The sequence below is a fragment of the Cryobacterium sp. PH31-O1 genome (assembly GCF_030063455.1).
In the GTDB taxonomy this organism is placed as follows: Bacteria; Actinomycetota; Actinomycetes; order Actinomycetales; family Microbacteriaceae; genus Cryobacterium.
Genome location: NZ_JASITB010000002.1, coordinates 491,135 through 513,577, shown reverse-complemented (window position 1 = coordinate 513,577; position 22,443 = coordinate 491,135). Strand labels below are relative to the sequence as shown.

Annotated in this window: 21 protein-coding genes and 1 rRNA gene; 18 read left to right on the top strand and 4 right to left on the bottom strand. The window is 64.5% G+C overall.

Annotated elements, in window-relative coordinates; translation table 11 throughout:
* A 5S ribosomal RNA gene (gene rrf, locus QMK31_RS17330) occupies positions 1–72 on the top strand; the annotation flags it as partial.
* Positions 73–227: 155 nt separating this feature from the next.
* Here rrf and QMK31_RS07245 read toward each other — a convergent pair.
* The 3 genes from QMK31_RS07245 to paaI are packed head-to-tail and all read right to left on the bottom strand — an operon-like array spanning position 228 to position 2,634.
* Positions 228–827, bottom strand: a complete 600-nt coding sequence (locus QMK31_RS07245) for a TetR/AcrR family transcriptional regulator (protein WP_283500257.1) — start codon at positions 825–827, stop codon at positions 228–230.
* Positions 828–868: 41 nt separating this feature from the next.
* Positions 869–2,188, bottom strand: coding sequence for a phenylacetate--CoA ligase PaaK (gene paaK / locus QMK31_RS07240; protein WP_283500256.1), 1,320 nt, complete (start codon positions 2,186–2,188; stop codon positions 869–871).
* 17 nt (positions 2,189–2,205) lie between these two features.
* Positions 2,206–2,634: a hydroxyphenylacetyl-CoA thioesterase PaaI gene (paaI, locus tag QMK31_RS07235; RefSeq protein WP_283500255.1), complete on the bottom strand. Its 429-nt coding sequence runs from the start codon at positions 2,632–2,634 to the stop codon at positions 2,206–2,208.
* 192 nt (positions 2,635–2,826) lie between these two features.
* On the opposite strand from paaI, the gene paaA reads away from it, so the two are divergent.
* From paaA to QMK31_RS07205, 6 genes are read left to right on the top strand one after another with little or no spacing between them, the layout of a single operon-like run.
* A complete protein-coding gene (gene paaA / locus QMK31_RS07230; RefSeq protein WP_283500254.1) occupies positions 2,827–3,822 on the top strand; it encodes a 1,2-phenylacetyl-CoA epoxidase subunit PaaA in 996 nt (331 codons plus the stop codon).
* A complete protein-coding gene (gene paaB / locus QMK31_RS07225) occupies positions 3,819–4,124 on the top strand; it encodes a 1,2-phenylacetyl-CoA epoxidase subunit PaaB (RefSeq protein ID WP_283500253.1) in 306 nt (101 codons plus the stop codon). Before paaA ends, paaB begins: the two co-directional genes overlap by 4 nt.
* On the top strand, positions 4,121–4,969 hold the full coding sequence (gene paaC, locus QMK31_RS07220; protein WP_283500252.1) for a 1,2-phenylacetyl-CoA epoxidase subunit PaaC: 849 nt from the start codon (positions 4,121–4,123) through the stop codon (positions 4,967–4,969). The genes paaB and paaC overlap by 4 nt, the downstream gene beginning before the upstream one ends.
* Positions 4,963–5,508, top strand: coding sequence for a 1,2-phenylacetyl-CoA epoxidase subunit PaaD (gene paaD / locus QMK31_RS07215; RefSeq protein ID WP_283500251.1), 546 nt, complete (start codon positions 4,963–4,965; stop codon positions 5,506–5,508). The genes paaC and paaD overlap by 7 nt, the downstream gene beginning before the upstream one ends.
* Positions 5,508–6,653 (top strand): 1,2-phenylacetyl-CoA epoxidase subunit PaaE, encoded by a 1,146-nt coding sequence (gene paaE, locus QMK31_RS07210; protein WP_283500250.1) that lies wholly within the window; start codon positions 5,508–5,510, stop codon positions 6,651–6,653. The genes paaD and paaE overlap by 1 nt, the downstream gene beginning before the upstream one ends.
* Positions 6,654–6,679: 26 nt before the next feature.
* Positions 6,680–7,453, top strand: a complete 774-nt coding sequence (locus QMK31_RS07205; protein WP_283500249.1) for an enoyl-CoA hydratase/isomerase family protein — start codon at positions 6,680–6,682, stop codon at positions 7,451–7,453.
* 16 nt (positions 7,454–7,469) lie between these two features.
* On the opposite strand, the gene QMK31_RS07200 is transcribed toward QMK31_RS07205, so the two are convergent.
* On the bottom strand, positions 7,470–8,351 hold the full coding sequence (locus QMK31_RS07200; protein WP_283500248.1) for an EamA family transporter: 882 nt from the start codon (positions 8,349–8,351) through the stop codon (positions 7,470–7,472).
* Between the two features lie 137 nt (positions 8,352–8,488).
* Between QMK31_RS07200 and QMK31_RS07195 the strand changes: the two genes are divergently transcribed.
* The 11 genes from QMK31_RS07195 to pip all read left to right on the top strand — a co-directional run bounded on the left by QMK31_RS07195 (position 8,489) and on the right by pip (position 22,406).
* The gene (locus QMK31_RS07195; RefSeq protein ID WP_283500247.1) at positions 8,489–10,816 is read left to right on the top strand and encodes a 5'-nucleotidase C-terminal domain-containing protein; all 2,328 of its coding nucleotides are present in this window, start codon (positions 8,489–8,491) and stop codon (positions 10,814–10,816) included.
* Positions 10,817–10,910: 94 nt separating this feature from the next.
* Complete coding sequence (locus tag QMK31_RS07190) at positions 10,911–11,537, top strand: hypothetical protein (protein ID WP_283500246.1); 627 nt, start codon at positions 10,911–10,913, stop codon at positions 11,535–11,537.
* 103 nt (positions 11,538–11,640) lie between these two features.
* The gene (locus tag QMK31_RS07185) at positions 11,641–12,366 is read left to right on the top strand and encodes a YcnI family copper-binding membrane protein (RefSeq protein ID WP_283500245.1); all 726 of its coding nucleotides are present in this window, start codon (positions 11,641–11,643) and stop codon (positions 12,364–12,366) included.
* 4 nt (positions 12,367–12,370) lie between these two features.
* The gene (locus QMK31_RS07180) at positions 12,371–13,075 is read left to right on the top strand and encodes a copper resistance CopC family protein (protein ID WP_283500244.1); all 705 of its coding nucleotides are present in this window, start codon (positions 12,371–12,373) and stop codon (positions 13,073–13,075) included.
* 152 nt (positions 13,076–13,227) lie between these two features.
* On the top strand, positions 13,228–15,258 hold the full coding sequence (recQ, locus tag QMK31_RS07175; RefSeq protein ID WP_502852686.1) for a DNA helicase RecQ: 2,031 nt from the start codon (positions 13,228–13,230) through the stop codon (positions 15,256–15,258).
* A gap of 184 nt (positions 15,259–15,442) precedes the next feature.
* Positions 15,443–17,551, top strand: coding sequence for an acyl-CoA dehydrogenase family protein (locus QMK31_RS07170; RefSeq protein ID WP_283500243.1), 2,109 nt, complete (start codon positions 15,443–15,445; stop codon positions 17,549–17,551).
* Positions 17,552–17,699: 148 nt separating this feature from the next.
* Entirely contained in the window at positions 17,700–18,632 is a 933-nt protein-coding gene (locus QMK31_RS07165) for an ABC transporter ATP-binding protein (RefSeq protein WP_283500242.1), read from the top strand.
* Positions 18,629–19,474, top strand: coding sequence for an ABC-2 transporter permease family protein (locus QMK31_RS07160; protein ID WP_283500241.1), 846 nt, complete (start codon positions 18,629–18,631; stop codon positions 19,472–19,474). Before QMK31_RS07165 ends, QMK31_RS07160 begins: the two co-directional genes overlap by 4 nt.
* A gap of 16 nt (positions 19,475–19,490) precedes the next feature.
* Positions 19,491–20,732: a sensor histidine kinase gene (locus tag QMK31_RS07155; RefSeq protein WP_283500240.1), complete on the top strand. Its 1,242-nt coding sequence runs from the start codon at positions 19,491–19,493 to the stop codon at positions 20,730–20,732.
* Complete coding sequence (locus QMK31_RS07150; RefSeq protein ID WP_283500239.1) at positions 20,729–21,412, top strand: response regulator; 684 nt, start codon at positions 20,729–20,731, stop codon at positions 21,410–21,412. The genes QMK31_RS07155 and QMK31_RS07150 overlap by 4 nt, the downstream gene beginning before the upstream one ends.
* Before the next feature lie 37 nt (positions 21,413–21,449).
* A complete protein-coding gene (gene pip / locus QMK31_RS07145) occupies positions 21,450–22,406 on the top strand; it encodes a prolyl aminopeptidase (RefSeq protein ID WP_283500238.1) in 957 nt (318 codons plus the stop codon).
* Positions 22,407–22,443: the final 37 nt, after the last annotated feature.

Here is a 22,443-nt window from a genome sequence, read left to right as displayed (position 1 = left end):
CCGGAAGCTAAGACTCTCAGCGCCGATGGTACTGCAGGGGGGACCCTGTGGGAGAGTAGGACACCGCCGGACTTAACTTAGCAACACCAGAAAAGCCATCCCCACGGGATGGCTTTTCTGCGTTAACAACCCAGACAGAGCGGCCCCGTTTGCGATAACGTGCGCCTGGGACAGACGGAGAAAGGGCCACGCACATTGTGCGTGGCCCTTCGTCGTTATGGGGAGTTCTAGCGGCGTCGCAGGCCGTCCAAGGCAACGGCGAGCACGTCGTCGGCGAGTTGAGCGGCATCCTCTGGCCCCTCGGGGCGGTACCACTCGGCGATGGAGTTGACCATGCCGAAGAGCAGGCGAGTCACGACTCGCGGGTCGATGTCGCTCCGCAACGACCCCTCATCGCGCGCCTCGATGACCAGGGCGGAGACGGCACGGTCGAAGGCGCGACGCCGAGTCAGAGCGAGGCGCTCAACGTCGGTGTTCCCGCGCACCCGCAGTAGCAGGGTCACGTACGGCAAACGTGACGTGAGAACCCGCACGGCGCCGCGGAGCACGTAGGCCAGGCGGTCTATGGCGGTGCCGGTCACAGCACCGTACTCCAACAGCACGCCCTCCAGCCCGTTGAGGGCCTCATCCAGGGCAAGCTGGAGAACTTCATCCTTGGAGGAAAAGTGGTGGTAGATCGCGGCCTTTGAGAGCGCCAAACGTGCCGCGAGCACACCCATAGAGGTCGCGTCGTAGCCGTATTCGTTGAACGCGGTGACGGCAATCTCGAGAATGGCCCGCTGGTCGTAGCCGGGGCGCCCGCGTTTGGGAGTGTGTACGTCAGACATAGGACTTGAGTCTCTCACGCGGGCGTACCGACAACGACAAGTCAGCGCAGGTCGTAGACGCGCTTGTGCTTGCCGGTGCTGCGCTCAAGGGTGCCCGGTTCGACGATGAGCACATTGACGCTGGAGCCGATCCGGTCCTTGATCAGGTCGATGAGCAGGCCGCGAGCGAGGGCTGAGGACGCATCGTCGGCGTGCTCGTGCCGCTCGATGCGCACGGTGAGCTCGTCCATGCGCGAGGGTCGGGTCAGTTCAAGCACGAAATGCGGGGAAAGATGCTCGATACCGAGCACGATCTCTTCGATCTGAGTTGGGAACAAGTTGACCCCCCGCAGAATGATCATGTCGTCGTTGCGACCGGTGATCTTCTCCATGCGGCGCATTCCGGGGCGTGCGGTGCCCGGGAGCAGACGGGTCAGGTCGCGGGTGCGGTAGCGGATGACCGGAAAGGCCTCTTTGGTGAGTGAGGTGAAGACAAGTTCACCGGTTTCGCCATCGGGCAGGGCGGCGCCGGTATCGCCGTTGATGATCTCTGGCAGAAAGTGGTCTTCCCAGAGGTGCGGGCCATCTTTGGATTCGATGCATTCGTTGCCGACGCCCGGGCCCATGACCTCGCTCAGGCCGTAGATGTCGAGGGCGTCGAAGTCGAGCCGGTCTTCGAGTTCGAGGCGCATCTGGTTGGTCCATGGCTCGGCACCGAGCACTCCGGCTTTGAGGCTCGAGCGACGCGGGTCGAGGCCGGCAGCGACCATAGCGTCGGTGATCGTGAGCAGGTAGCTCGGCGTCGACATAATGACGTCGGGCTCGAAGTCGGTGATCATCTGCACCTGCTTGTTGGTCTGACCACCCGACATGGGGATCGCGCAGGCACCGAGCGCTTCGATTCCAGCATGGGCACCGAGGCCACCGGTGAACAGGCCGTAACCGTAGGCGTTGTGCACCTTCATGCCCGGGCGCACCCCGGAGGCACGCAGGCTGCGGGCCACCAGGCCCGACCACATGGCGAGATCGTTCTTGGTGTATCCGACCACGGTCGGAAGCCCGGTGGTGCCCGACGAGGTGTGGATGCGCGCGACCTGATCCATCGGCACCGCGAACATTCCGAACGGGTAAGACACCCGTAGGTCTTCCTTGGTCGTGAACGGCAGCAAAGCCACGTCTTCGAGAGTGCGAATGTCGTCGGGGTGCACGCCGGCCGCATCAAACTTGCGAGTGTAGAGAGGGACGTTCTCGTAGGCGTGCCGCACGGTGTGCTGCAGGCGCGTGAGCTGCAGCGCGCGGATCTCGCCCTGGGACATCCGTTCTGCCGCGTCGAGCTCTTCGAGCGCTGGTGCGTGCAGACGGGTCTTGGTCAGCGTGGACATGAAGCCTTCCGAAAGGATTAGAGGTGGTTGCGGGCGGGGACGGGCAAGTTGGTGGTGCGGCTGCGGCCACGAAATTCGGCCACGGTGACATCGTCATCTACAGTGACGCGCACATCGTAGATTCCGCTGCGACCGCTTTTCACGCGCAGTAACCCTGTCGCGGTCAGGGTCTGGCCGCTCGTGGTCGGTTTCAGAAAGGTAATGTCAGCGCCGGCAGCGAGTGTGACGTGGTGCGAATCATTGCAGGCAATGGCGAAGGCAGTGTCGGCGAGGGCGAAAACGAACCCGCCGTGGGTCACATCGAAACCGTTGAGCATGTCGTCGCGCACGACCATGGAGACGACCGAGTGGCCAGGCTCGTTCCGGTGCACGATCATTCCGAGAGAAGCGGATGCTCGGTCGCGCTGCATCATCGCCTGGCTGCCGACGGAGCGTGCTGCGGTCATTCGGATCTCCTCGTTGAGTTGCCGTGGCGGTCGGGGTTGCCCGACCGATAATGTGACTATATACTAACTGAACGGTCGGTCGGTAATGGATTTCGAACTAGTGTGCAAAATTGCCGACCTGCATCACCCTAGCGCCACCCGCTTGCGCACAATAATGATCCGACCACCACAGTCAACGCAGACCAGGAGCCGATGATGACAAGCACCATCACGCCCGATACGAGCGCCACCACCGTTATCAGCGTCGAAGAGCAGCAGTTCAATGACCTGATCGAAGCCGACTCGCGCATTGAACCGCGTGACTGGATGCCCGAGGGATACCGCAAATCTCTCGTGCGCCAGATCTCGCAGCACGCGCACTCCGAAATCATCGGTATGCAGCCGGAGTCGAACTGGATCACCCGCGCCCCGAGCCTCAAGCGCAAAGCCATTCTCATGGCCAAAGTGCAGGACGAAGCCGGACACGGCCTGTACCTGTACTCTGCGGCGCAAACCCTCGGCGCCACCCGTGACGATATGACGGATGCCCTCATCGCCGGCAAAGCCCGCTACTCCTCCATCTTCAACTACCCCACCCCGAGCTGGGCCGATATGGGCTCGATCGGCTGGCTCGTTGACGGTGCCGCTATCTGCAACCAGGTGCCCCTGTGCCGAGCCTCCTACGGCCCCTACGGCCGCGCCATGGTGCGCATCTGCAAGGAAGAGTCCTTTCACCAGCGTCAGGGTTTCGAGATTCTGCTCGAGCTCATGGCCGGTACCGAGGAACAGCGCCAGATGGCGCAAGACTCCGTCAATCGTTGGTATTGGCCCGCACTGATGATGTTTGGCCCGCCCGATGACGACTCGCCCAACTCGGCGCAGTCTATGGCTTGGAAGATCAAACGCCACTCCAACGATGAACTGCGCCAGCGCTTCGTGAACATGCTCGTTCCCCAGGCTGCAGTACTCGGCGTTACCCTTCCCGATCCAGACCTGCACTTCAACGACGAGACCCAGCAGTGGGATCTCGGCGTGATCGACTGGACCGAGTTTCACGAGGTACTCGCGGGCCGCGGCCCGAACAACGCCCAGCGCTTGCAGCGTCGACGTGACGCCCACGAAGAGGGTGAGTGGGTGCGGGAAGCCGCCGCGGCCTACGCCCGCAAACAGCCCGCACTGACCAACGAACGTGAAATGGCAGCCTCATGACGACTCCCGGCGATTCCGCAGCAGAAATCTGGCCCCTCTGGGAGGTCTTCGTGCGATCCAACCGCGGCCTGAGCCACGTGCACGTCGGCTCGCTGCACGCTCCAGATGAGATCCTCGCCGTGCGCAATGCGCGTGATTTGTACACCCGCCGCAGCGAGGGCGTCTCGGTCTGGGTTGTTCCCGCCGTTGCCATCACCACGAGCGACCCCGACGCCAAGGGAGCCTTCTTCGAGTCGCCGGCCGGTAAGAATTACCGCCACGCCAGCTACTACTCCAAGAGCGAGGGAGTGAAGCACCTGTGAGCGACAACGTGACAACGGATGTTGCCGACCACGCCGATGACCACGGTCACGCAACCGTAGACGTCACCACCCTCGACGCCGAGCTCATCGAGGGCCCGTCCAACGCGACGCCCGACATTGCAGAATATGCGCTGTGGCTCGGCGATGACGCATTGATTCTGGCCCAGCAGCTGGGGGCCTGGATCTCTCGGGCGCCCGAACTGGAAGAAGATGTCGCCCTCGGCAATGTGGGTCTTGACCTGATCGGTCACGCGCGGTCGCTGTTGCATTACGCCGGCACGGCATCCAACCGAACCGAAGACGACCTGGCCTACTGGCGCACCGAGCCGGACTTTCGTTCGCTGCACATCGTGGAGCAGCCTAACGGCGACTTCGCGCACACCATCGCTCGTCAGTTCATCGTCTCTCACTACCTGTTCGAGCTCTACAGCCGGCTGCGGGCATCCGCTGATGCGACTCTCGCCGCGATCGCCGCCAAGGCGGTGAAAGAGGTCGACTACCACCGCGACCACTCCACCCAGTGGGTGCTGCGCCTCGCGCACGGCACCGACGAGTCGCGCCGCCGCATCAGCACCGCTTTGGGCGACCTCTGGCCTTACGTAGACGAAATCTTTCGCGACGACCCGCTCATCGACAGGTTGGAGGGCATTGCCGTGCGCCCATCGAGCCTTCGTCCCGCATTCGACGTCGCCATCGCGCCGGTGCTCGCCGAAGCCGAGCTCGACGTGCCCGTCGGGTTCGTCGCCTCCGGTGGCGGCCGTGCCGGTAAGCACTCCGAACACCTGGCCTTTCTCCTCGCCGAAATGCAGGTGCTTACTCGCGCTCACCCCGGAGCATCATGGTAGTCACCGACATTCATGAAGGCGTAGCCCGGCCGCGCCCCACCGACGCGGCCTCGCTGGCCGCGTGGAACGTTGCCGCCCAGGTCGTTGACCCCGAGATTCCGGTGCTCACCATTGAAGACCTCGGAGTTCTTCGCTCCGTGAGAGTCACCAGCGATTCTGTCGCCGTCACTCTCACGCCGACCTACAGCGGATGCCCCGCCATGGACGCCATGCGCGACGACGTTCTTACGGTGCTTACGAGCGCCGGGTATACGAACGTCTCGGTGCGGCTGGTGCTCAGCCCGGCCTGGACCACTGATTGGATGAGCGAGATCGGTAAAGCCAAGCTGCGCGAGTACGGCATCGCCGCGCCAACGGGACATTCAACCGTGCGTGAATCTGGTCCGGCTGGTCCGATTCGGTTAAAAATGGCCGTGAAGTGCCCACGCTGCTCCTCGCTCAACACCCGCGAGCTCGCGCACTTCGGTTCCACTTCCTGCAAATCCCTCTACGAATGCCGAGACTGCCTCGAGCCGTTCGACTACTTCAAGGTGCTCTAATGGCTGCAACACGTCTCGAATCCACCAGCGAGGGCGCACAGACCCTCGCGCCAGTCAAACATCGCGCGCGCTTTCATACCCTCACTGTAGGCGAAGTGCGCCCGCTGACCGCGGACAGCGTCGAAGTGACTTTTATCGTTCCGCCCAAATTGCAGGGTGCGTTCGACTACTTGCCCGGCCAACACCTCGCCCTGCGCGCCACGATCGATGGCCAGGAACTGCGCCGTAGCTACTCCATTTGCCGGCCGGCGACGCCGGGGTCGATCAGCGTTGCCATAAAGCGTGACCTCGGTGGCGTCTTTTCAACCTGGGCGAACAGCGAGTTGCACCCCGGCGACGAAATCGACGTGATGAGCCCGCAGGGCACGTTCACCTCGAACCTGCGCGGGCTCGACGACAAGCACGTCGTCGGCATCGCCGCTGGCTCGGGAATTACTCCGCTTATGGCACTTGCGCACACGGTGCTGGCAGCCTCGCCCACTTCGAGTTTCACCCTCGTCTATACCAACCGCACAGCGCTCGACGTTATGTTTCTCGACGAACTCGCCGAACTTAAAGATCGCTATCCCGCCCGGCTCGCGCTCTACCACGTGCTCTCCCGCGAGCAGCGATCCTCCTCGTTGCTCTCCGGTCGCATTGACGAAGAGAAGTTTCGGCGCATGCTCGAAACCATTCTGCGTCCGGTGACGGTCGACGAATGGTTTCTGTGTGGTCCGTTCGAGCTGGTCCAACTGTGCCGGGACACCCTCGAAAGCACCGGTGTTGAGCGCTCGCATGTGCGTTTTGAACTCTTTACCGCCGGTGAGCCCTCGGCGGCGAGTATCGACCGCGGTCGACCCGTCATCATCGGCACCGGCGACAAAACGTTCTCCATCGAGTTCACGCTCGATGGCCAGAGCAATACCGTCACCACACCCGTCAACGCGCACGAAAGCATCCTCAACGCTGCACTGCGGGTGCGCCCCGACGTGCCGTTTGCCTGCGCCGGTGGAGTCTGCGGTACCTGCCGCGCCAAACTGGTCAGCGGCGACGTCACGATGACCGAGAATTACGCGCTCGAGCCCGAAGAACTGGCCCGCGGCTACGTATTGACCTGTCAGTCCCACCCCACCACTGACTCCGTCGTCGTCGACTACGACGTCTAGCAACACGTTTCAAGAAAGCGGATGCCGTGATTGAACTCTCGATAGACAACGACGTCGCCCACGTGGTGCTGAACGCGCCCGACAAGCTCAACGCCCTCGATGAAGCCGCGATCGTCGAACTCGACGCGGCCTACCAGACCGCCGAGCGAGCCGGCGTGCGCGCGTTGGTACTGAGCGGTAAAGGGCGGTCCTTCTGCGCTGGCCGCGATATCGCAGGCGTCGATCCGCGTACCGACGACGTGCTCGGTTACCTCGGTGACCTCGTCACCCCGCTGCTGCAGCGGATGAGCCGGTTCCCGGCGCCGACCTTCGCGGCCGCCCACGGAGCCTGCCTCGGCGTAGGGCTCGGCTTGCTCATCGCCACCGACGTTGTCTACGTCGCCGACACCGCCAAGATCGGCTCCCCGTTCGCGAACCTCGGCGCCACCCTCGACTCGGGTGGGCACGCCCTGTTCGTGGAACGTCTCGGCGCACACCGCACCCTCGACCTTATCTATAGTGGACGGCTCATGTCGGGGGCAGAGGCCGTCGCCGGCGGCCTGTTCAGCCAGGTTTTTCCCGCCGCAGAACTCACGGACGTGACCGTGCAGGCGGCCGCGCGCGCGGCATCCGGTGCAACGCAGGCGTTTCTCGCGAGCAAGGCGCTCGTGCACTCGCTGCGGGACGAACGACTCGGACTCTGGCAAAGCATGAGCGACGAGACCGCAGCCCAGGCGGCGCTGTGCGCCACCGGCGACTACCGCGAGGGCTTCGCCGCCTTTCAGGAGAAGCGTAAGCCCGCGTTCACCGGTCGCGCCTAACCACTGAGCGGGTCGCTTAGGCGATCGCGAGCATTCCCGCCGCGGTAAGGGCCAGAACGAGTCCGAGCCACTGCACCGGCGCGATGCGCTCCCGTAGCACGACGGCCGCCAGCAAAATCGTGCCCGACGGGTACATTGCCGTCAGAACGCTGACCACGCTGAGGTCACCGAGCCGAAGTCCGAGAAGCAGGAGCAGGTTAGCGGTGACGTCGATCACCCCGCAGGCTATAGCGAGCTTGACACCAGTTTTCAGGTTGGTCGAACGTGCTCGCGGGGCCGGTCTTTCGGCGCGTCGCCGTTGGAGGGAGCGCCCTGCAGTGAGCCCGACGACGGCAAACATGATGCCGCCGCTAACGAACCGGTTCATGACAAGGGGAATAATTCCGCTATCAGCTGGGGTCTGATCGATGAGAATAATGAAGGTGCCAATCAGGATTCCGGCACCGATGGCCATAACAATACCCACGGGGCGTGGTCGAACGGCCCCTCGCTCTGGCACAAACCCCACCAGTACGACGGCGATCAGTGCCAGACCCAGCGCCCAGTACCCAATAGCCAGAAAACGCTCCCCGCCGAGGAGCCCGGCGGTCATCGGCACGATCGCCGAGACCACGGCGGTCAGCGGCGAGAGGATGCTCATGGGGCCGATTGCGAGGCAGGCGTAGAGCAGCGTGATAGCGAGAGCTCCGGTCACTCCCGAGAGCGCCCCCCACAACACGGCCGACACCGACCACTGGCCGGCGACAAAGGGAAGTACCAGCACCAGAACAAATAATCCCGAGGTGGCACTAACCGCTGTGACCATTATGGCGCTGATGCGCTTGGCGGCCAGCCCGCCCAGAAAATCTGCGGAACCGTAGACCACGGCTCCGCAGAGTGCAACGAAAGCGGTCAACATAAGGCAACAGCCTAGCGTCGCTCGCGGCAGGACCGCCCGCGGACCTAGTCAATGTGAAGGGTTGATCGTATGGTGTCGGTGCACAGCGAATTCGCCAGGGGGAGCAGGGCACGAAGTACTCAATGAGGAGCGCGATTGTGATTACAGCAGGTGCCGAACCTATCCCAAATTCTTCGCCCGGTCGCCGCGGTCGGCCTCGCCGCCGGATGATGGCGGCACTGGCTGCCATCTCACTCTTGGGGTTTGTTTTTTCGGCGCCTGCCGTCACGCCGGCAGGCGCCGTCGAATCGACGGTTTCCATTGACGTGCTCACCATTAACGACTTCCACGGGCGCATTGAGGCCGATGGATCTGCCGCTGGTGCCGCCGTTCTCGCGGGCGCGATCAACCAGTTTCGGGCCGCCGGCAACACCCTCGTAGTGTCCGCTGGCGACAATATCGGCGCCTCAACCTTCACCTCGTTTATTCAGCAGGACACCCCCACGCTTGACGCCCTCAACGCTATCGGCCTCGATGCTTCGGCGCTCGGAAACCACGAATTCGACCAGGGCAGAGCCGACCTCGACGACCGTGTCATCCCAGCAGCCAATTTTCCGTATCTCTCGGCCAATGTCTATGACAAAAGCACCGGGCAACCGGCCTTTGCGCAGTACTCGGTGACAGAGATCGACGGAATTTCGGTGGGCTTCATCGGCGCTGTGACCAACCAATTACCGAGTCTGGTCAGCCCGGCCGGTATCTCAACCCTCGAAGTGCGCGACGTCGTGACCGAAGTGAACCGGGTGGCTTTCGATCTCGCGGACGGCGACGCATCTAACGGCGAAGCGGATGTGACCATCCTGCTCGTGCACGAGGGCGCCACGACGCCGGCCCTGATCGACTCCTCCGACGACTCGGCATTCGGCCGCATCGTTGCCGACACCGCTCCGTCTGTCGCGGCGATTGTCTCGGGTCATACCCACCAGCTGTACAGCCACGCCATTGCGATGGCCGGCGCTTCTAAGCCACGTCCGGTCATCCAGGCGGCCAGCTACGGGCAAGACCTGGGCCATCTCTCGCTCGCCGTAGACCCCGCCAGTCGCGATCTGGTGAGAATTAGCGGAGAGGTGCTGCCCACCGTCGGTACTGACGGTGTCTCGCTCTATCCGGCCGACCCGGTGGTCGGCGCAATCGTCATGGCGGCGACCGAGGCGGCCGCTCCCAAGGGTGCGGTTAAAGTCGGGGAGATTTACGACTTCATCACCCGGGCGTATAACAGCGATGGTTCCGAGAATCGGGGTGGAGAATCGACCCTGGGCAATTTCGTCGCCGACGTGCATCTCAAGGCCACTTCGGGTGCGGGCGCCGAGATTGCCTTGATGAATCCTGGCGGCCTGCGCGCCGATCTCGACATGCATGTGGACGACCCCGACGTTCTCGCTGGTGATGTGAGCTATCGTGACGCGGCCGCGGTGCAACCCTTTGCCAACACGCTCGTGACCATGGAACTGACCGGTGCCCAGCTTCGCCAGGTGCTGGAAGAACAGTGGCAACCGGCCGGTTCCAGTAGACCGTTTCTCAAGCTCGGCCTTTCGAAGAGTCTCTTTTACACCTATGATCCCCTCGCAACGGCCGGGCACCATGTCACCCGCATGTACCTTGCTGACCGTGAGGTTGCCGACACCGATGTGCACCGCGTAGCTGTGAACTCATTTCTGGCAGCGGGCGGCGATAACTTTTTCACCCTGGCAGAGGGCACCAACCGGGCAGATTCGGGTCAGACCGACCTGCAGGCCATGATCGACTTCTTCGCCGAGGTGGGCGCCGTCGGCCCCAATTCAGGCCAACGAGCGGTCGGAGTCAGCTTGGCAGAACCAATTGGGGGCGCCTATCGGCCGGGCCAGCAGGTTGAAATCAGGTTGTCCTCGCTGCTGATGACAGGTGGGGAGTATTTCACCGACAAAGTCACAGCGAGATTCGGCCGTGACGGGAAAATCATTTCCCGCGCGAGTTTCTACCCGCTCAATGATGCCGTCGTCGATGGAACAGACGAGATCGGTCGCTCGGAGGTGCTCTTTACGATTCCCTCCGATGCGCAGACCGGGCTGAACCAAATCATGTTTGACGTCAGCGGCGCAGGAACGCAGTTCTCGATCCCGGTCCTGGTAACGGAGAACGGTGGTGCGCTGAGCGTGAGCACCAGCACCACGGCCTCAGTGCTGCGCCACTTTGTCAGTCAGAAGAGAGCGGTGCGGCTGCAAGTTGCCGTCGTCGCAGCCGATTCCGCCATACCGGCCGGAACACTGCAGGTGTTCGACCGGGGAGAAAGCATCAAATTCAGATCGCTCTTATCCGAGCAAAACGGGGTGCTCACAATGGGCATCACTGGGCTTGGCCGTGGCCTCCACGAGCTGACCGTTCGATACAGCGGCAGCGAGCTCTACCTGGCCTCGACCTCGCGCACCATTACGGTGCTCGTCTACTAGCACCGCCTGCCCGGTCGGTGTGCAGATAGTCCGTTACGATCGAAGGAGGTGATCCGGGTACGGCCGAATCTGGACTAAGCCGGAGAGGGCCGCAATGCACACACGTTGGGCCCGCTTCGCGCGCGGCTGGATCGTTGCCGTGTTCTCGACCTTCGTCGCGGCACTGTCGCACACCCTCGGTGGAGGCCCGGCACCCGGCTGGCTGTCGGTCGTCGTGTCGCTCGCGTTCGCTGGCATGGTTTGTGTCGGCATCTCGGGGCGCACCCTGTCATTCTGGCGGGGTGCCGTTTCCGTTCTGACCAGCCAGTTTATCTTTCACGCCCTGTTTGCACTCGGTGCGCCCGGTGGTGCGCTCGGAGCCGAGGCCATCGCCGCGTCGGGTACTCACCAACACGTGGCACTGCCCGGCCTGATCACCCCGATCGTGCCCAGCACGAGCGCGCATCTGGCGCACAATGGCACGCCCATGTGGCTCGCCCATTTCGGCGCCGCGATCGTCACGATTCTCGCGCTTCGATACGCGGAACGTGCGTTCTGGAGTCTCGTCGGCAACGCACGCTTGAGCATCCGCTCGCTGTCATTGCCAGCCCAGCTCGTCCTTCCGGTCGCGGCTCCGCAGCGTCTCGGGCACCAGGCGCCGGTGTTGACTCCGCGCGATCTCATTCTGGTGCTGTCGGCCATGCGGCACCGTGGGCCGCCCGGTTTCGCGCTCGCCGCCTGACCCACAAAAACCCGACCATTTTTCCGCCCGCACCGAACGACTGGCAGAGGCATCGCCCTGCACCGGTCGGCGTTGTCGGGCACCCCACAGTTTAAGGATGAACATGAAGTTCACGACCCCCCTCATCGCCACCTCAGCCCTTGCCGCGGGAATGTTGCTTGCCCTCGCGGCGCCGCTCGCTGCCAGCGCCCACGTCACCGTGACCCCCGACGCAACCGGCGCGGGAGCATATACCGTACTCAACTTCTCGACCGCGCACGGCTGCGAAGGATCGTCGACGACGACGATGACCATTGACATTCCCAAGAGCATCACGAGCGTTTCCCCGACCGTGAACCCGGGCTGGACCGTCGAAAAAATCGATGTCGACCTCGCGACACCGATCGACGACGGCCACGGGAACGCGATCACAACCAGGGTCGGCCAGATCAGTTATAGGGCCGCGACCCCGCTGCCCGACGGTTTTCGCGACACGTTCGCGCTGAGCCTGCAGCTCCCCGCAGACGCCGAGGGTGAGACGCTCGAATTCCCCGTGTTGCAAACCTGCGAGGTCGGGGAAACCAACTGGAATGAGACAACGGTCCCTGGCGAGGACGAACCTGCTCTCCCGGCTCCGTTCATAACGGTCACTGCCGCCACCGGTGATGCGCACGGACACAGCGATGCCGACACCGAAGCCGAAACGGTCGCCACGCACGATGACGCAGCGGCCGCCACGGCCGCATCCGCCGACGACGTGCTTGCACGCGTGCTCGGCGCTGCCGGACTCGTCGTCGGCGCCGTCGGCATCGTGCTGGCCGTCGCCGCCCGCCGCAAGCAGTCGGCCTAGCGGCATGCGCGGCAATACGACGACTCGCGGCCCGCTCGGAAGGTCGAATGGCAGGGCGGCTGGCCGGAAAAAAAGTGGGGCGAGCACACCGTCGGTCGTCCCGGCAGGTCGCCGAGCGGCCAGCGCCGTATTCGCGGTTGTCGTAGTTGCCGCAGCCCTCGGCTGGGGCGCCGCGCCGGCATCCGCGCACAACTATGTCGTCGATTCGTCGCCGGCCGCCGACACCGTCGTGACCGAACAACCCGGCGTGTTCTCGGTCACCACCAACGACCTGTTGCTCGATCTTGGTGGAACCGGCTCTGGCAGCGCGATGGTCATCACCGGGCCGGCCAGCGCACCGCTGTTCTACGGTGACGGCTGCGCGACAGTGTCGGGCGCAACGGTCGAGACCGCGGCGCAGCTTGGCGCAGCGGGGGAATACACGGTGATCTGGCAGACGGTCTCCACCGACGGCCACGCGATCTCCGACGAGTTCCAGTTCGACTGGCAGCCGACCGCAGGCCAGACGCTCGCCGACGGTGCGCCCGCCGCTGTGACCTGCGGCGCTAAAGCGGATGCCACGACCACGGATACCGCCACCTCGCCCCCCGCAGACACCGCAGCTGACAGCTCTCTCTCCACTCTCGCCTGGATTGGGGGGACCGTGGGCGCTGTGCTCCTCGCGATAATCGTGACCCTGCTCCTGCTACGCCGCAAGCCCCGACCCTGAGCAGTCGCCCAACCCGCTCTCGCGGCTTGAGATCGGGGCGGGGCAACGTGTCAGGGGGCCCGGGTAAAGTTGTGCAGGTGAGTTGGAACGCTGAGCTGCCCCGAAACCCCGACGAAGTCGAACCTTCCCGCTCCACCGACGGCCCGAGCGATTTGAACGGCCCGAGCGATTTCGACGGCCCGAGCGATTTCGATGCCCCGGACGATTTCGATGCACCGCCGCCCGAGTTCGACCGGGAATTCGGGGATCGGCAGTACGATCAGCAGCCCGGCGGGCGGCAGCAGGCCGACTCGGGGGCAGCATCCGCTTCAAACCAACCGCCCGCTCGTGTCACCGCTGCGATTCGCGCGGCGACCCGCAAATTCACGACCGCGGCCGAAGCCCTGCACACCGTCTTCGGCTACGACTCGTTCCGCGGCGATCAGGCCGAGATCATCGCGCAGGTCGTCGACGGCAAAGATGCAGTGGTGCTCATGCCCACCGGCGGCGGTAAGAGCCTGTGCTACCAGATTCCGGCACTCGTGCGACCCGGCACCGGCATCGTCGTCTCTCCGCTCATCGCCCTCATGCAAGACCAAGTGGATGCGCTCACCGCCGTCGGCGTGCGCGCCGAGTTCCTCAATTCCAGCCAGGATTCCGCCACCCGAAACCAGGTTGAACGTGACTATCTGAACGGCGACCTCGACCTGCTCTACGTCGCTCCAGAGCGACTCTCCAACGAGGCCACCAAACGCCTGCTGGCGCGCGGAACCATCGCCCTGTTCGCCATCGACGAAGCGCACTGCGTATCGCAGTGGGGTCACGACTTTCGGCCCGACTACCTCGCGCTCAGCGAACTCGCCGACCGCTGGCCCGATGTGCCGCGCATCGCCCTTACCGCCACGGCCACGGATGCCACGCACCAGGAGATCACCACCCGCCTGCAGATGGGCCAGGCCCGGCATTTTGTGGCGAGCTTCGACCGGCCCAACATCCAGTACCGCATCGTCGGCAAGTCCGAGGTGCGCAAACAGCTGCTGTCATTCTTGAAGACCGAGCACCCGGGTGACGCCGGAATCGTCTACGCGCTCAGCCGCAAGACCGTCGATGCGACCGCCGAATTCCTGCGTGCGAACGGCGTGAACGCGCTGCCCTACCACGCCGGACTCGATGCAGGCCTGCGCGCCCGCACCCAGTCCCGGTTTCTCCGTGAGGAGGGCGTCGTCATCGTCGCCACGATCGCGTTCGGCATGGGCATCGACAAGCCCGACGTGCGCTTTGTCGCCCACATCGATCTGCCCAAATCGGTCGAGGGCTACTACCAGGAGACCGGCCGCGCCGGCCGTGACGGCGCCCCGGCCACGGCCTGGCTCGCCTACGGCCTGCAAGACGTAGTGCATCAGCGGCGCATGATCGACGAGTCACCCGGCGACCTCGGCCACCGGCGCAAGCTCTCCGCCCACCTCGACGCCATGCTTGCGTTGTGCGAGACGGTGCACTGCCGCCGGGTCAACCTGCTGCGTTACTTCGGCCAGACCAGTGAACCCTGCGGAAACTGTGACACCTGCCTCGAACCGCCAGAAGCATGGGACGGCACCATCCCCGCCCAAAAGCTACTCTCCACCATCGTGCGCCTGCACCGCGAACGCAACCAGAAATTCGGCGCCGGGCACCTCATCGACATCCTCCGGGGCAAAGAGACCCCCAGGGCAACCCAGTACCGGCATACCGAGCTCAGCACCTGGGGCCTGGGCGCCGACCTCAGCGACCAATCCTGGCGCGGCGTCGTGCGTCAGATGTTGGCCCAGGGGCTGCTCGCCACCTCCGGCGAATACGGCACCCTCGTGTTGACGGATGCCGCGGCGGAGGTTCTCGGCGGCCGTCGCGACGTGCAGTTACGGCGCGAACCCGACCGCCCGGCGCGGTCCAGCGCCGCCCGCCGCCCAAGCGCGGCGAAGGTCGCAGCCGCCGACCTGAGCACCGCGCAGGAGACGCTGTTCGAGGCCTTGCGTGTCTGGCGGTCCGCCGAGTCGAAGGAGCAGGGCGTGCCCGCCTACATCGTCTTCGGCGATGCAACGCTCATCGCCGTCGCCGCGGCCGGCCCGACAACGCTCGCCGCCCTCGACGGCATTACCGGCATCGGTGCCAAGAAGCTCGAGGCCTACGGAGCAGCCCTGCTCGAGGTCGTCGCCGCCTTCGACTAACCGCACCCGCGCGCGGTTTGTGGGGGAGCGCAGGTCTGAAGTGGCCAAAGTTGTGTGTAACCTACAAAATGGATGCCGTGGGCGGCCGCTATCGTTGTCGCCCCCACACCGCGCGTTTCACGACCGCGACCACCCGGTCCTAACGTTGCGAGCACCACTTTCGCGCGAACAGTTAGGACCAACCATGGTTGACACGATTCAGCGGTCCAGCACCCGATCGACGACGATCGACCCCAGAAGCGATGTCAGCGTCGACACCGGCCCCATCACGGGCATTGGCGACCAGGCTGCCCCGGCGGTCAACGTTGAACAACTTGGTCGCCAGCTTCTGGGCACCTGGGCGGACGTGCGCCTCGCCGCCCGCGAAGTTACCGCCCGCCCCGACATGCAGCGCATTGAGGGCCTCTCCATGGCCGATCACCGACTGCGCGTGCTCGGCCAGCTCAAGGTGCTCGCCGCCAACGGCCACGTGCTGCGCGCGTTCCCTAAACACCTCGGCGGCCAGGACGACCACGGCGGGAACATCGCCGGCTTCGAAGAACTCGTCATCGCCGACCCAAGCCTGCAGATTAAGGGCGGCGTGCAGTGGGGCCTGTTCGGCGCCGCGGTGCTGCACCTGGGCACCAAGAGCCACCATGACAAGTATCTGCCCGGCATCATGGACCTCTCCGTTCCCGGCGCGTTCGCCATGACCGAGATCGGCCACGGCTCCGACGTCGCCAGCATCGGCACCACCGCCACCTTTGACGCCGAAACCGGCGAGTTCGTCATCAACACCCCGTTCCGCGCCGCCTGGAAGGACTACCTCGGTAACGCGGCAAACGACGGCATCGCCGCCGTGCTGTTCGCGCAGCTCATCACGCAGGGCGTCAACCATGGCGTGCACGCGTTCTACCTGCCCATTCGGGGCGCCGACGGCGCCTTCCTGCCCGGTATCGGAGGCGAAGACGACGGCCTCAAGGGCGGCCTCAACGGCATCGACAACGGTCGGCTGCACTTCACCGACGTGCGTATTCCGCGCGAGAACCTGCTTAACCGGTACGGCGACGTCACCGAAGACGGCACCTACACGAGCCCTATTTCCAGCCCAGGCCGTCGCTTCTTCACCATGCTCGGCACCCTGGTGCAGGGTCGCGTGTCGCTCGACGGGGCCGCCACCGCGGCATCCGCTCTCGCACTGACCATCGCCATCACGTACGGTAGCCAGCGCCGCCAGTTCACCGCCGGCAGCGACACCGATGAAGAGGTCATCCTCGACTACCAGCGGCACCAGCGCCGATTGTTCCCGCGACTGGCCACGACCTACGCGCAGACCTTCGCGCACGACGAGTTCCTGGTGAAGTTCGACGAGGTGTTCAGCGGCAAAGCCGACACCGACGACGACCGGCAAGACCTTGAAACTTTGGCCGCCGCGCTCAAGCCGCTCTCTACCTGGCACGCACTCGACACCCTGCAGGAAGCCCGCGAAGCCTGCGGCGGCGCCGGATTCCTCGCCGAGAACCGCCTCGTCGGCCTCCGCGCCGACCTTGACATCTTCGCGACCTTCGAGGGCGACAACAACGTACTCCTGCAGCTCGTGGCCAAGCGCTTGCTCACCGATTACAGCCGCAAATTCGCTTCAGCGGATGTCGGAGCCCTCGCTCGCTACGTCGTGCAGCACGCCGCCGGTCGCGCTTACCACGGCACCGGACTGCGCACCCTCGGACAGACGGTCTTCGACCGCGGGTCCACAGCCCGTTCGATCGGCGCCCTTCGTGATGCCGACGTGCAGCGCGAGTTGCTCACCGATCGGGTCGAGAGCATGATCGGTGAGGTCGCCGGCAAGCTGCGCGGCGCTACCAAGCTGCCCAAAAAGCAGGCCGCCGACCTGTTCAATGCGCACCAGAACGAGCTCATCGAAGCCGCTCGCGCCCACGGCGAACTGCTGCAGTGGGAGTCCTTCACCCGGGCACTGGACGCAACAACGGATGCCGGCACCAAGCAGGTGCTCACCTGGCTCCGCGACCTGTTCGGCCTTGGCCTGGTGGAGAAGAACCTGGCCTGGTATCTCATCCATGGGCGGCTTTCTGCACAGCGCGCCCAGGCCGTTACGGCCTATATCGATCGTCTCATTGCGCGCATCCGTCCGCACGCCCTCGATCTGGTCGACGCGTTTGGATACACCCAGGATCACCTGCGATCCACTATCGCCAGCGGTGTCGAACGTGAGCGCCAGATCGAAGCCCGCGATTACTACACGGCCCAGCGGGCGTCTGGAACGGCGCCAACGCCCGAAAAGCCGGTGAAAAAATAGGCGGTAGGCGTCGTACCCAGGTATGACAGCGGTGGCGCATCAACCATCCCCGTGGTTGATGCGCCACGCCTATCGCAGGCCGTACGTTTTGTTATGGGGGCTCCACAACAAACAAACGGGGCCTCACCCCTAACGGAATGAGGCAGTCGTGATTCAGGCACAGTCCCTGACCAAGCATTACGGAAGCAAGACCGCGGTCGACGCGGTCGACTTCACGGTGCAGCCCGGCAAGGTCACCGGTTTTCTCGGGCCGAACGGTGCGGGCAAGTCCACCACGATGCGCATGATCGTCGGTCTGGATCGCCCCAGCGCCGGCTCGGTCATCGTTAACGGCAAGCCGTACCACGAGCACAAGGCACCGCTGCGCGAGGTCGGCGTGCTCCTGGACGCCAAGGCCGTGCACACCGGTCGCAGCGCCTACAACCACCTGCGCGCCATGGCCGCAACCCACAGCATCCCCACCAGCAGGGTGCACGAGGTCATCAACCTCACCGGCCTCGAGTCCGTCGCCAAAAAGCGCGTCGGCGGGTTCTCCCTCGGCATGGGCCAGCGCCTCGGCATCGCCGCAGCGCTGCTCGGCGACCCGGCCACCCTCATCCTCGACGAGCCGGTCAACGGCCTCGACCCCGAGGGCGTGCAGTGGGTGCGTAAGCTCACCAAGCAGCTCGCGGCCGAGGGCCGCACCGTGCTGCTCTCCTCACACTTGATGAGCGAGATGGCTCTCACCGCCGACCACATCATTGTGCTCGGTCGTGGTCGGGTGATAGCGGATGCCTCGGTCGCCGACATCATCGCCTCAGCAGCGCAGAACACGGTGCGCGTGCGCACACCGCACACCGCGGCCCTGGCCAGCTTGCTCGCGCAGGCGGATGTCACCATCACCAACCTGGAGCAGGACGTGCTCGAGATCAACGGACTGACCGTGAACGAGATCGGTGACCGTGCCGCAGCCGCGCAGATTTCCTTGCACGAGCTAACAGCGGTGAGCGCCTCACTCGAAGACGCCTACATGAAACTGACCCAGGACGAAGTGGAGTACCGCACCGGCGATACCCACACCGAAGCGGAGGTCGCTCGATGAGCACCGTAATCAACTCAACCCAGCAGGCCGGAGCCCGCACCCCGTTCGTTCCGACCGGTTCCGGGCTCAGCTTCATCGGCCTGCTCCGCTCCGAGGCGATCAAATTGTGGACGCTGCGTTCCACCTACTGGACCTTCTCCCTCGTGGTCGCCGCCTCGTTCGGCATTGCCGTGCTGATGGCCTACGCCATGTCCGCCGGGTTGGACGAGCCGGCTACCGCAGCTATGGGCATCGACAGCACGGGGATCTTCGTTCTGGTCGCCACTGCCGGTTTGGGCCTGGGGCAGCTGATCGTCGCCGTCCTCGGAGTGCTCTCGATCAGTGGTGAGTATTCGAGCGGCATGATTAAGTCGACGCTCGCCGCGGTACCCAACCGCCTACCGGCCCTCTGGGCCAAGGTCGCTGTGCTGTTCAGCTTCACCTTCCTCGTGGGTCTGTTCAGCGTGGTCGGGTCGTTCCTCATCGCCATCCCCATCCTCGGAACGAAAGACCTGACCGCGAGTCTGTTCGACGAGCACGTCATCCTGCCGCTGCTGGGCAATGCCCTGTTCCTGGCGCTCATCGCTGTGTTCGCCGTCGGAATCGGCACGATTGTTCGGAGCAGCGCCGGGGGAATCGCGACGGTCCTCGGAATTATCCTGCTCCTGCCGACGGTCGTTGGGCTCTTCTCCATGCTCGTCGGATGGGTTGCCGACATCATGCCGTTCCTGTTCACCATGGCCGGCGCCGAGATGATCACCCCGAGCACCATGGAATCTTGGCAGGCCTTCCTCGTTGTCCTCGCCTGGGTCGCTGTAAGCCTTGGCGCAGCAGCAGCATTGCTCAAGCGCCGCGACGCCTGACCCGTACCATCGAAGAATGAGCCGTAACATTTCTCCCCCCGGGCGTGCATTGTCGCCGGGGGGAGACGTGCGTCTGCCCACCCCGCCCGGCATCGTACGGCGGTTCTGGACCAGGCATCCGCACCTGGCCGACGCGTTGATCGCCGCGATCTACGTCGTGCCGATGGCGCTCACCCTGGTCACCAACCTGATGGATGCGAAACCAGCGCCGCTCGCCGACGTTTTATTCAACGCGGCCATAGCGTTGCTTCTGGCTGCGGCGCTGTTGCTGCGACGACGGATGCCGCGGCTTGCTTTGGCAGTGACCTGGATCGGCTTGCTCGCCTTTGCGGACTACGGCGAAGTGCACCTGATCGCCCAGCTGCTCGCGCTTTACGCGGTCGCGGTGTACTCCGATGTGCGCAGCGCCTGGGTCGGGTTCGGTACCTCGACGCTCCTGGCCGGTCTGGCGGCCTGGCTGACCGACGACCCGGCCGAGGTTTCGTGGACGTCGGTCGCGATCCAAGTGGCGATTATGCTGCTCGCCGCCACGCTGGTCGGCGTCAACATGGGCAACAGCAAGCGATACGTGGCCTCGTTGCTCGACCTGGCCGCGCAACTGACCCGGGAACGCGACCAGCAAGCGCAGCTCTCGCGCATATCCGAGCGCACCCGCATCGCCGGTGAAATGCACGACGTCGTCGCCCACAGCCTGTCAGTTATGGTCGCGCTCGCCGACGGTGCCCACGCCATAGCCCCCAAAGACCTGGAGCGATCCCGTGCGGCGATGATCGACGTCGCTGCCACCGGGCGCCGCTCAATGACCGAGATGCGGCGCCTGCTCGGGGTTCTCGATGTCGGCTCGGAGCCGGCGCCGCGCGCACCGCAGCCGGGAATCGACCAACTCGCCGACCTGGTCGAATCCTTTCGCTCGACCGGGCTTCCGGTCGTGTTGGAACGCAGCGGACGTGAACCCGCCAACCCGAGCATGCAGTTGACCATCTTTCGCCTGGTGCAGGAGTCGCTCACCAACGTGCTGCGGTACGCCGATACGCCCACCCGGGTCGTGGTTCGTTTGAATTCGGCGCCCGGAATGGCCGAGGTCACGATCAGCGACAACGGCCGAAAGCGCCGGGAGCCGAGCGGTCGGAATTTCGGGCGTGGCCTGATCGGAATGCAGGAACGAGTGGCCATCTACGGAGGTAACTTCGAAGCCGGAGCGGGACTCCACGACGGTTGGCGGGTGCACGCCTCGATGACCTTAGAGGATGAAACATGACCGTATCCGAGCCCTCGCCGCCGCATCCGATCCGCATCATGCTTGCCGACGACCAGGCTCTGCTGCGGGTCGGTTTTCGCATGGTGCTTGAGGCCGAAGACGACTTCCTCGTCGTCGCCGAAGCGGGCGACGGCGCGCAGGCGATCGCGCTCGCCGCGAGCGTGCGCCCGCAGGTCATCTTAATGGACGTGCGTATGCCGGGGCTCGATGGCATCGAGGCCACGAGGCAGATCATGGCGGACCGGCCGCACACCCGCATCATCATCCTGACCACCTTCGACCTGGACGAGTACGCGTTCGGCGGGTTGCGTGCCGGGGCGAGCGGCTTCCTGCTCAAGAACGCCGAACCAGCAGAGCTGATCACCGCGATCCGTACCGTGGTCTCCGGGGAGGCATCCGTTTCGCCGCGCGTCACTCGACGCCTACTCGACCTGTTCGGCACCCAGCTGCCCCAAACCGAGGCGCATGACGCCACGGCGCTCGCGGCGCTCACCGAGCGTGAGACCGAGGTCTTCCTCGCGATGGCCGAGGGGCTCTCCAACACGGAACTGGCCGAACGGTTCTTTCTGTCCGAGTCGACGGTGAAAACTCATGTCGGCCGGATCCTGCACAAGCTCGGCCTGCGCGACCGTGTGCAGGCCGTCATTCTGGCTTACGAGCAAGGTCTGGTCGGCCGCTGATCCCTGACCTCCCACCCGGGGGGCTTAGGCTCGAGGAATGCGCACCTTTTACCCCGAGCTCGAACCCTACGAAACCGGCATGCTCGATGTTGGCGACAACCAGACCATCTATTGGGAAGCCTCCGGCAATCCAGACGGTAAGCCGGCGGTCTACCTGCACGGCGGTCCGGGCGGGGCATCCAGCGCCGACCAGCGCCGGGTGTTTGACCCGGCGAAGTACCGCATCATCCTGTTCGACCAGCGCGGCTGCGGCCTCAGCAAGCCGCACGCGAGCGAGCCCGACGTCGACCTGAGCGTCAACACCACCTGGACTCTGGTGGCCGACCTGGAAAGACTGCGTGAACACCTGGGCATCGATCGCTGGCTGGTTTGCGGCGGATCCTGGGGCAGCACCCTTGCCCTCGCCTACGCCCAGACGCACCCCGAGAAAGTCACGGAGCTCGTTGTGCGCGGCATCTTCACGCTGCGCCCGATCGAGCTCGACTGGTTCTATGAAGGCGGCGCCGCGGCAATTTACCCCGACTTGTGGGAGTCGTTCCTCGCGCCGGTCCCCGAAAACGAACGCGGTCACCTGATCGAAGCCTACGGTCGACTGCTGCACGATCCCGACCAGTTCGTGCGGGAGCGCGCCGGGGTAGCCTGGGCCACCTGGGAGTCATCGACAATCACCCTGCTGCAGGAACCCGACAAGATCGCGCACTTCTCCGACCCGTCCTTCGCGGTGGCCTTCGCCCGCATCGAGAATCACTTCTTCGCCAATAAAGGCTGGTTCACGCCCAACCAACTCATCGACAACGCGCACCGCCTCGCCGACATTCCCGGCGTCATCGTTCAGGGCCGCTATGACATGTGCACCCCGGCCTTCACCGCGTGGGACCTGCACAAGAATTGGCCAGAAGCCGAATTTCACCTGATTCCCGACGCCGGCCATGCCTTCGACCAGCCCGGCATCCTCGATGCCATCATCGAGGCGACCGACCGCTTCGCGCAGTAACGTGCTGAGAAGTTGTCAGGTTGACCGCACGGATCTG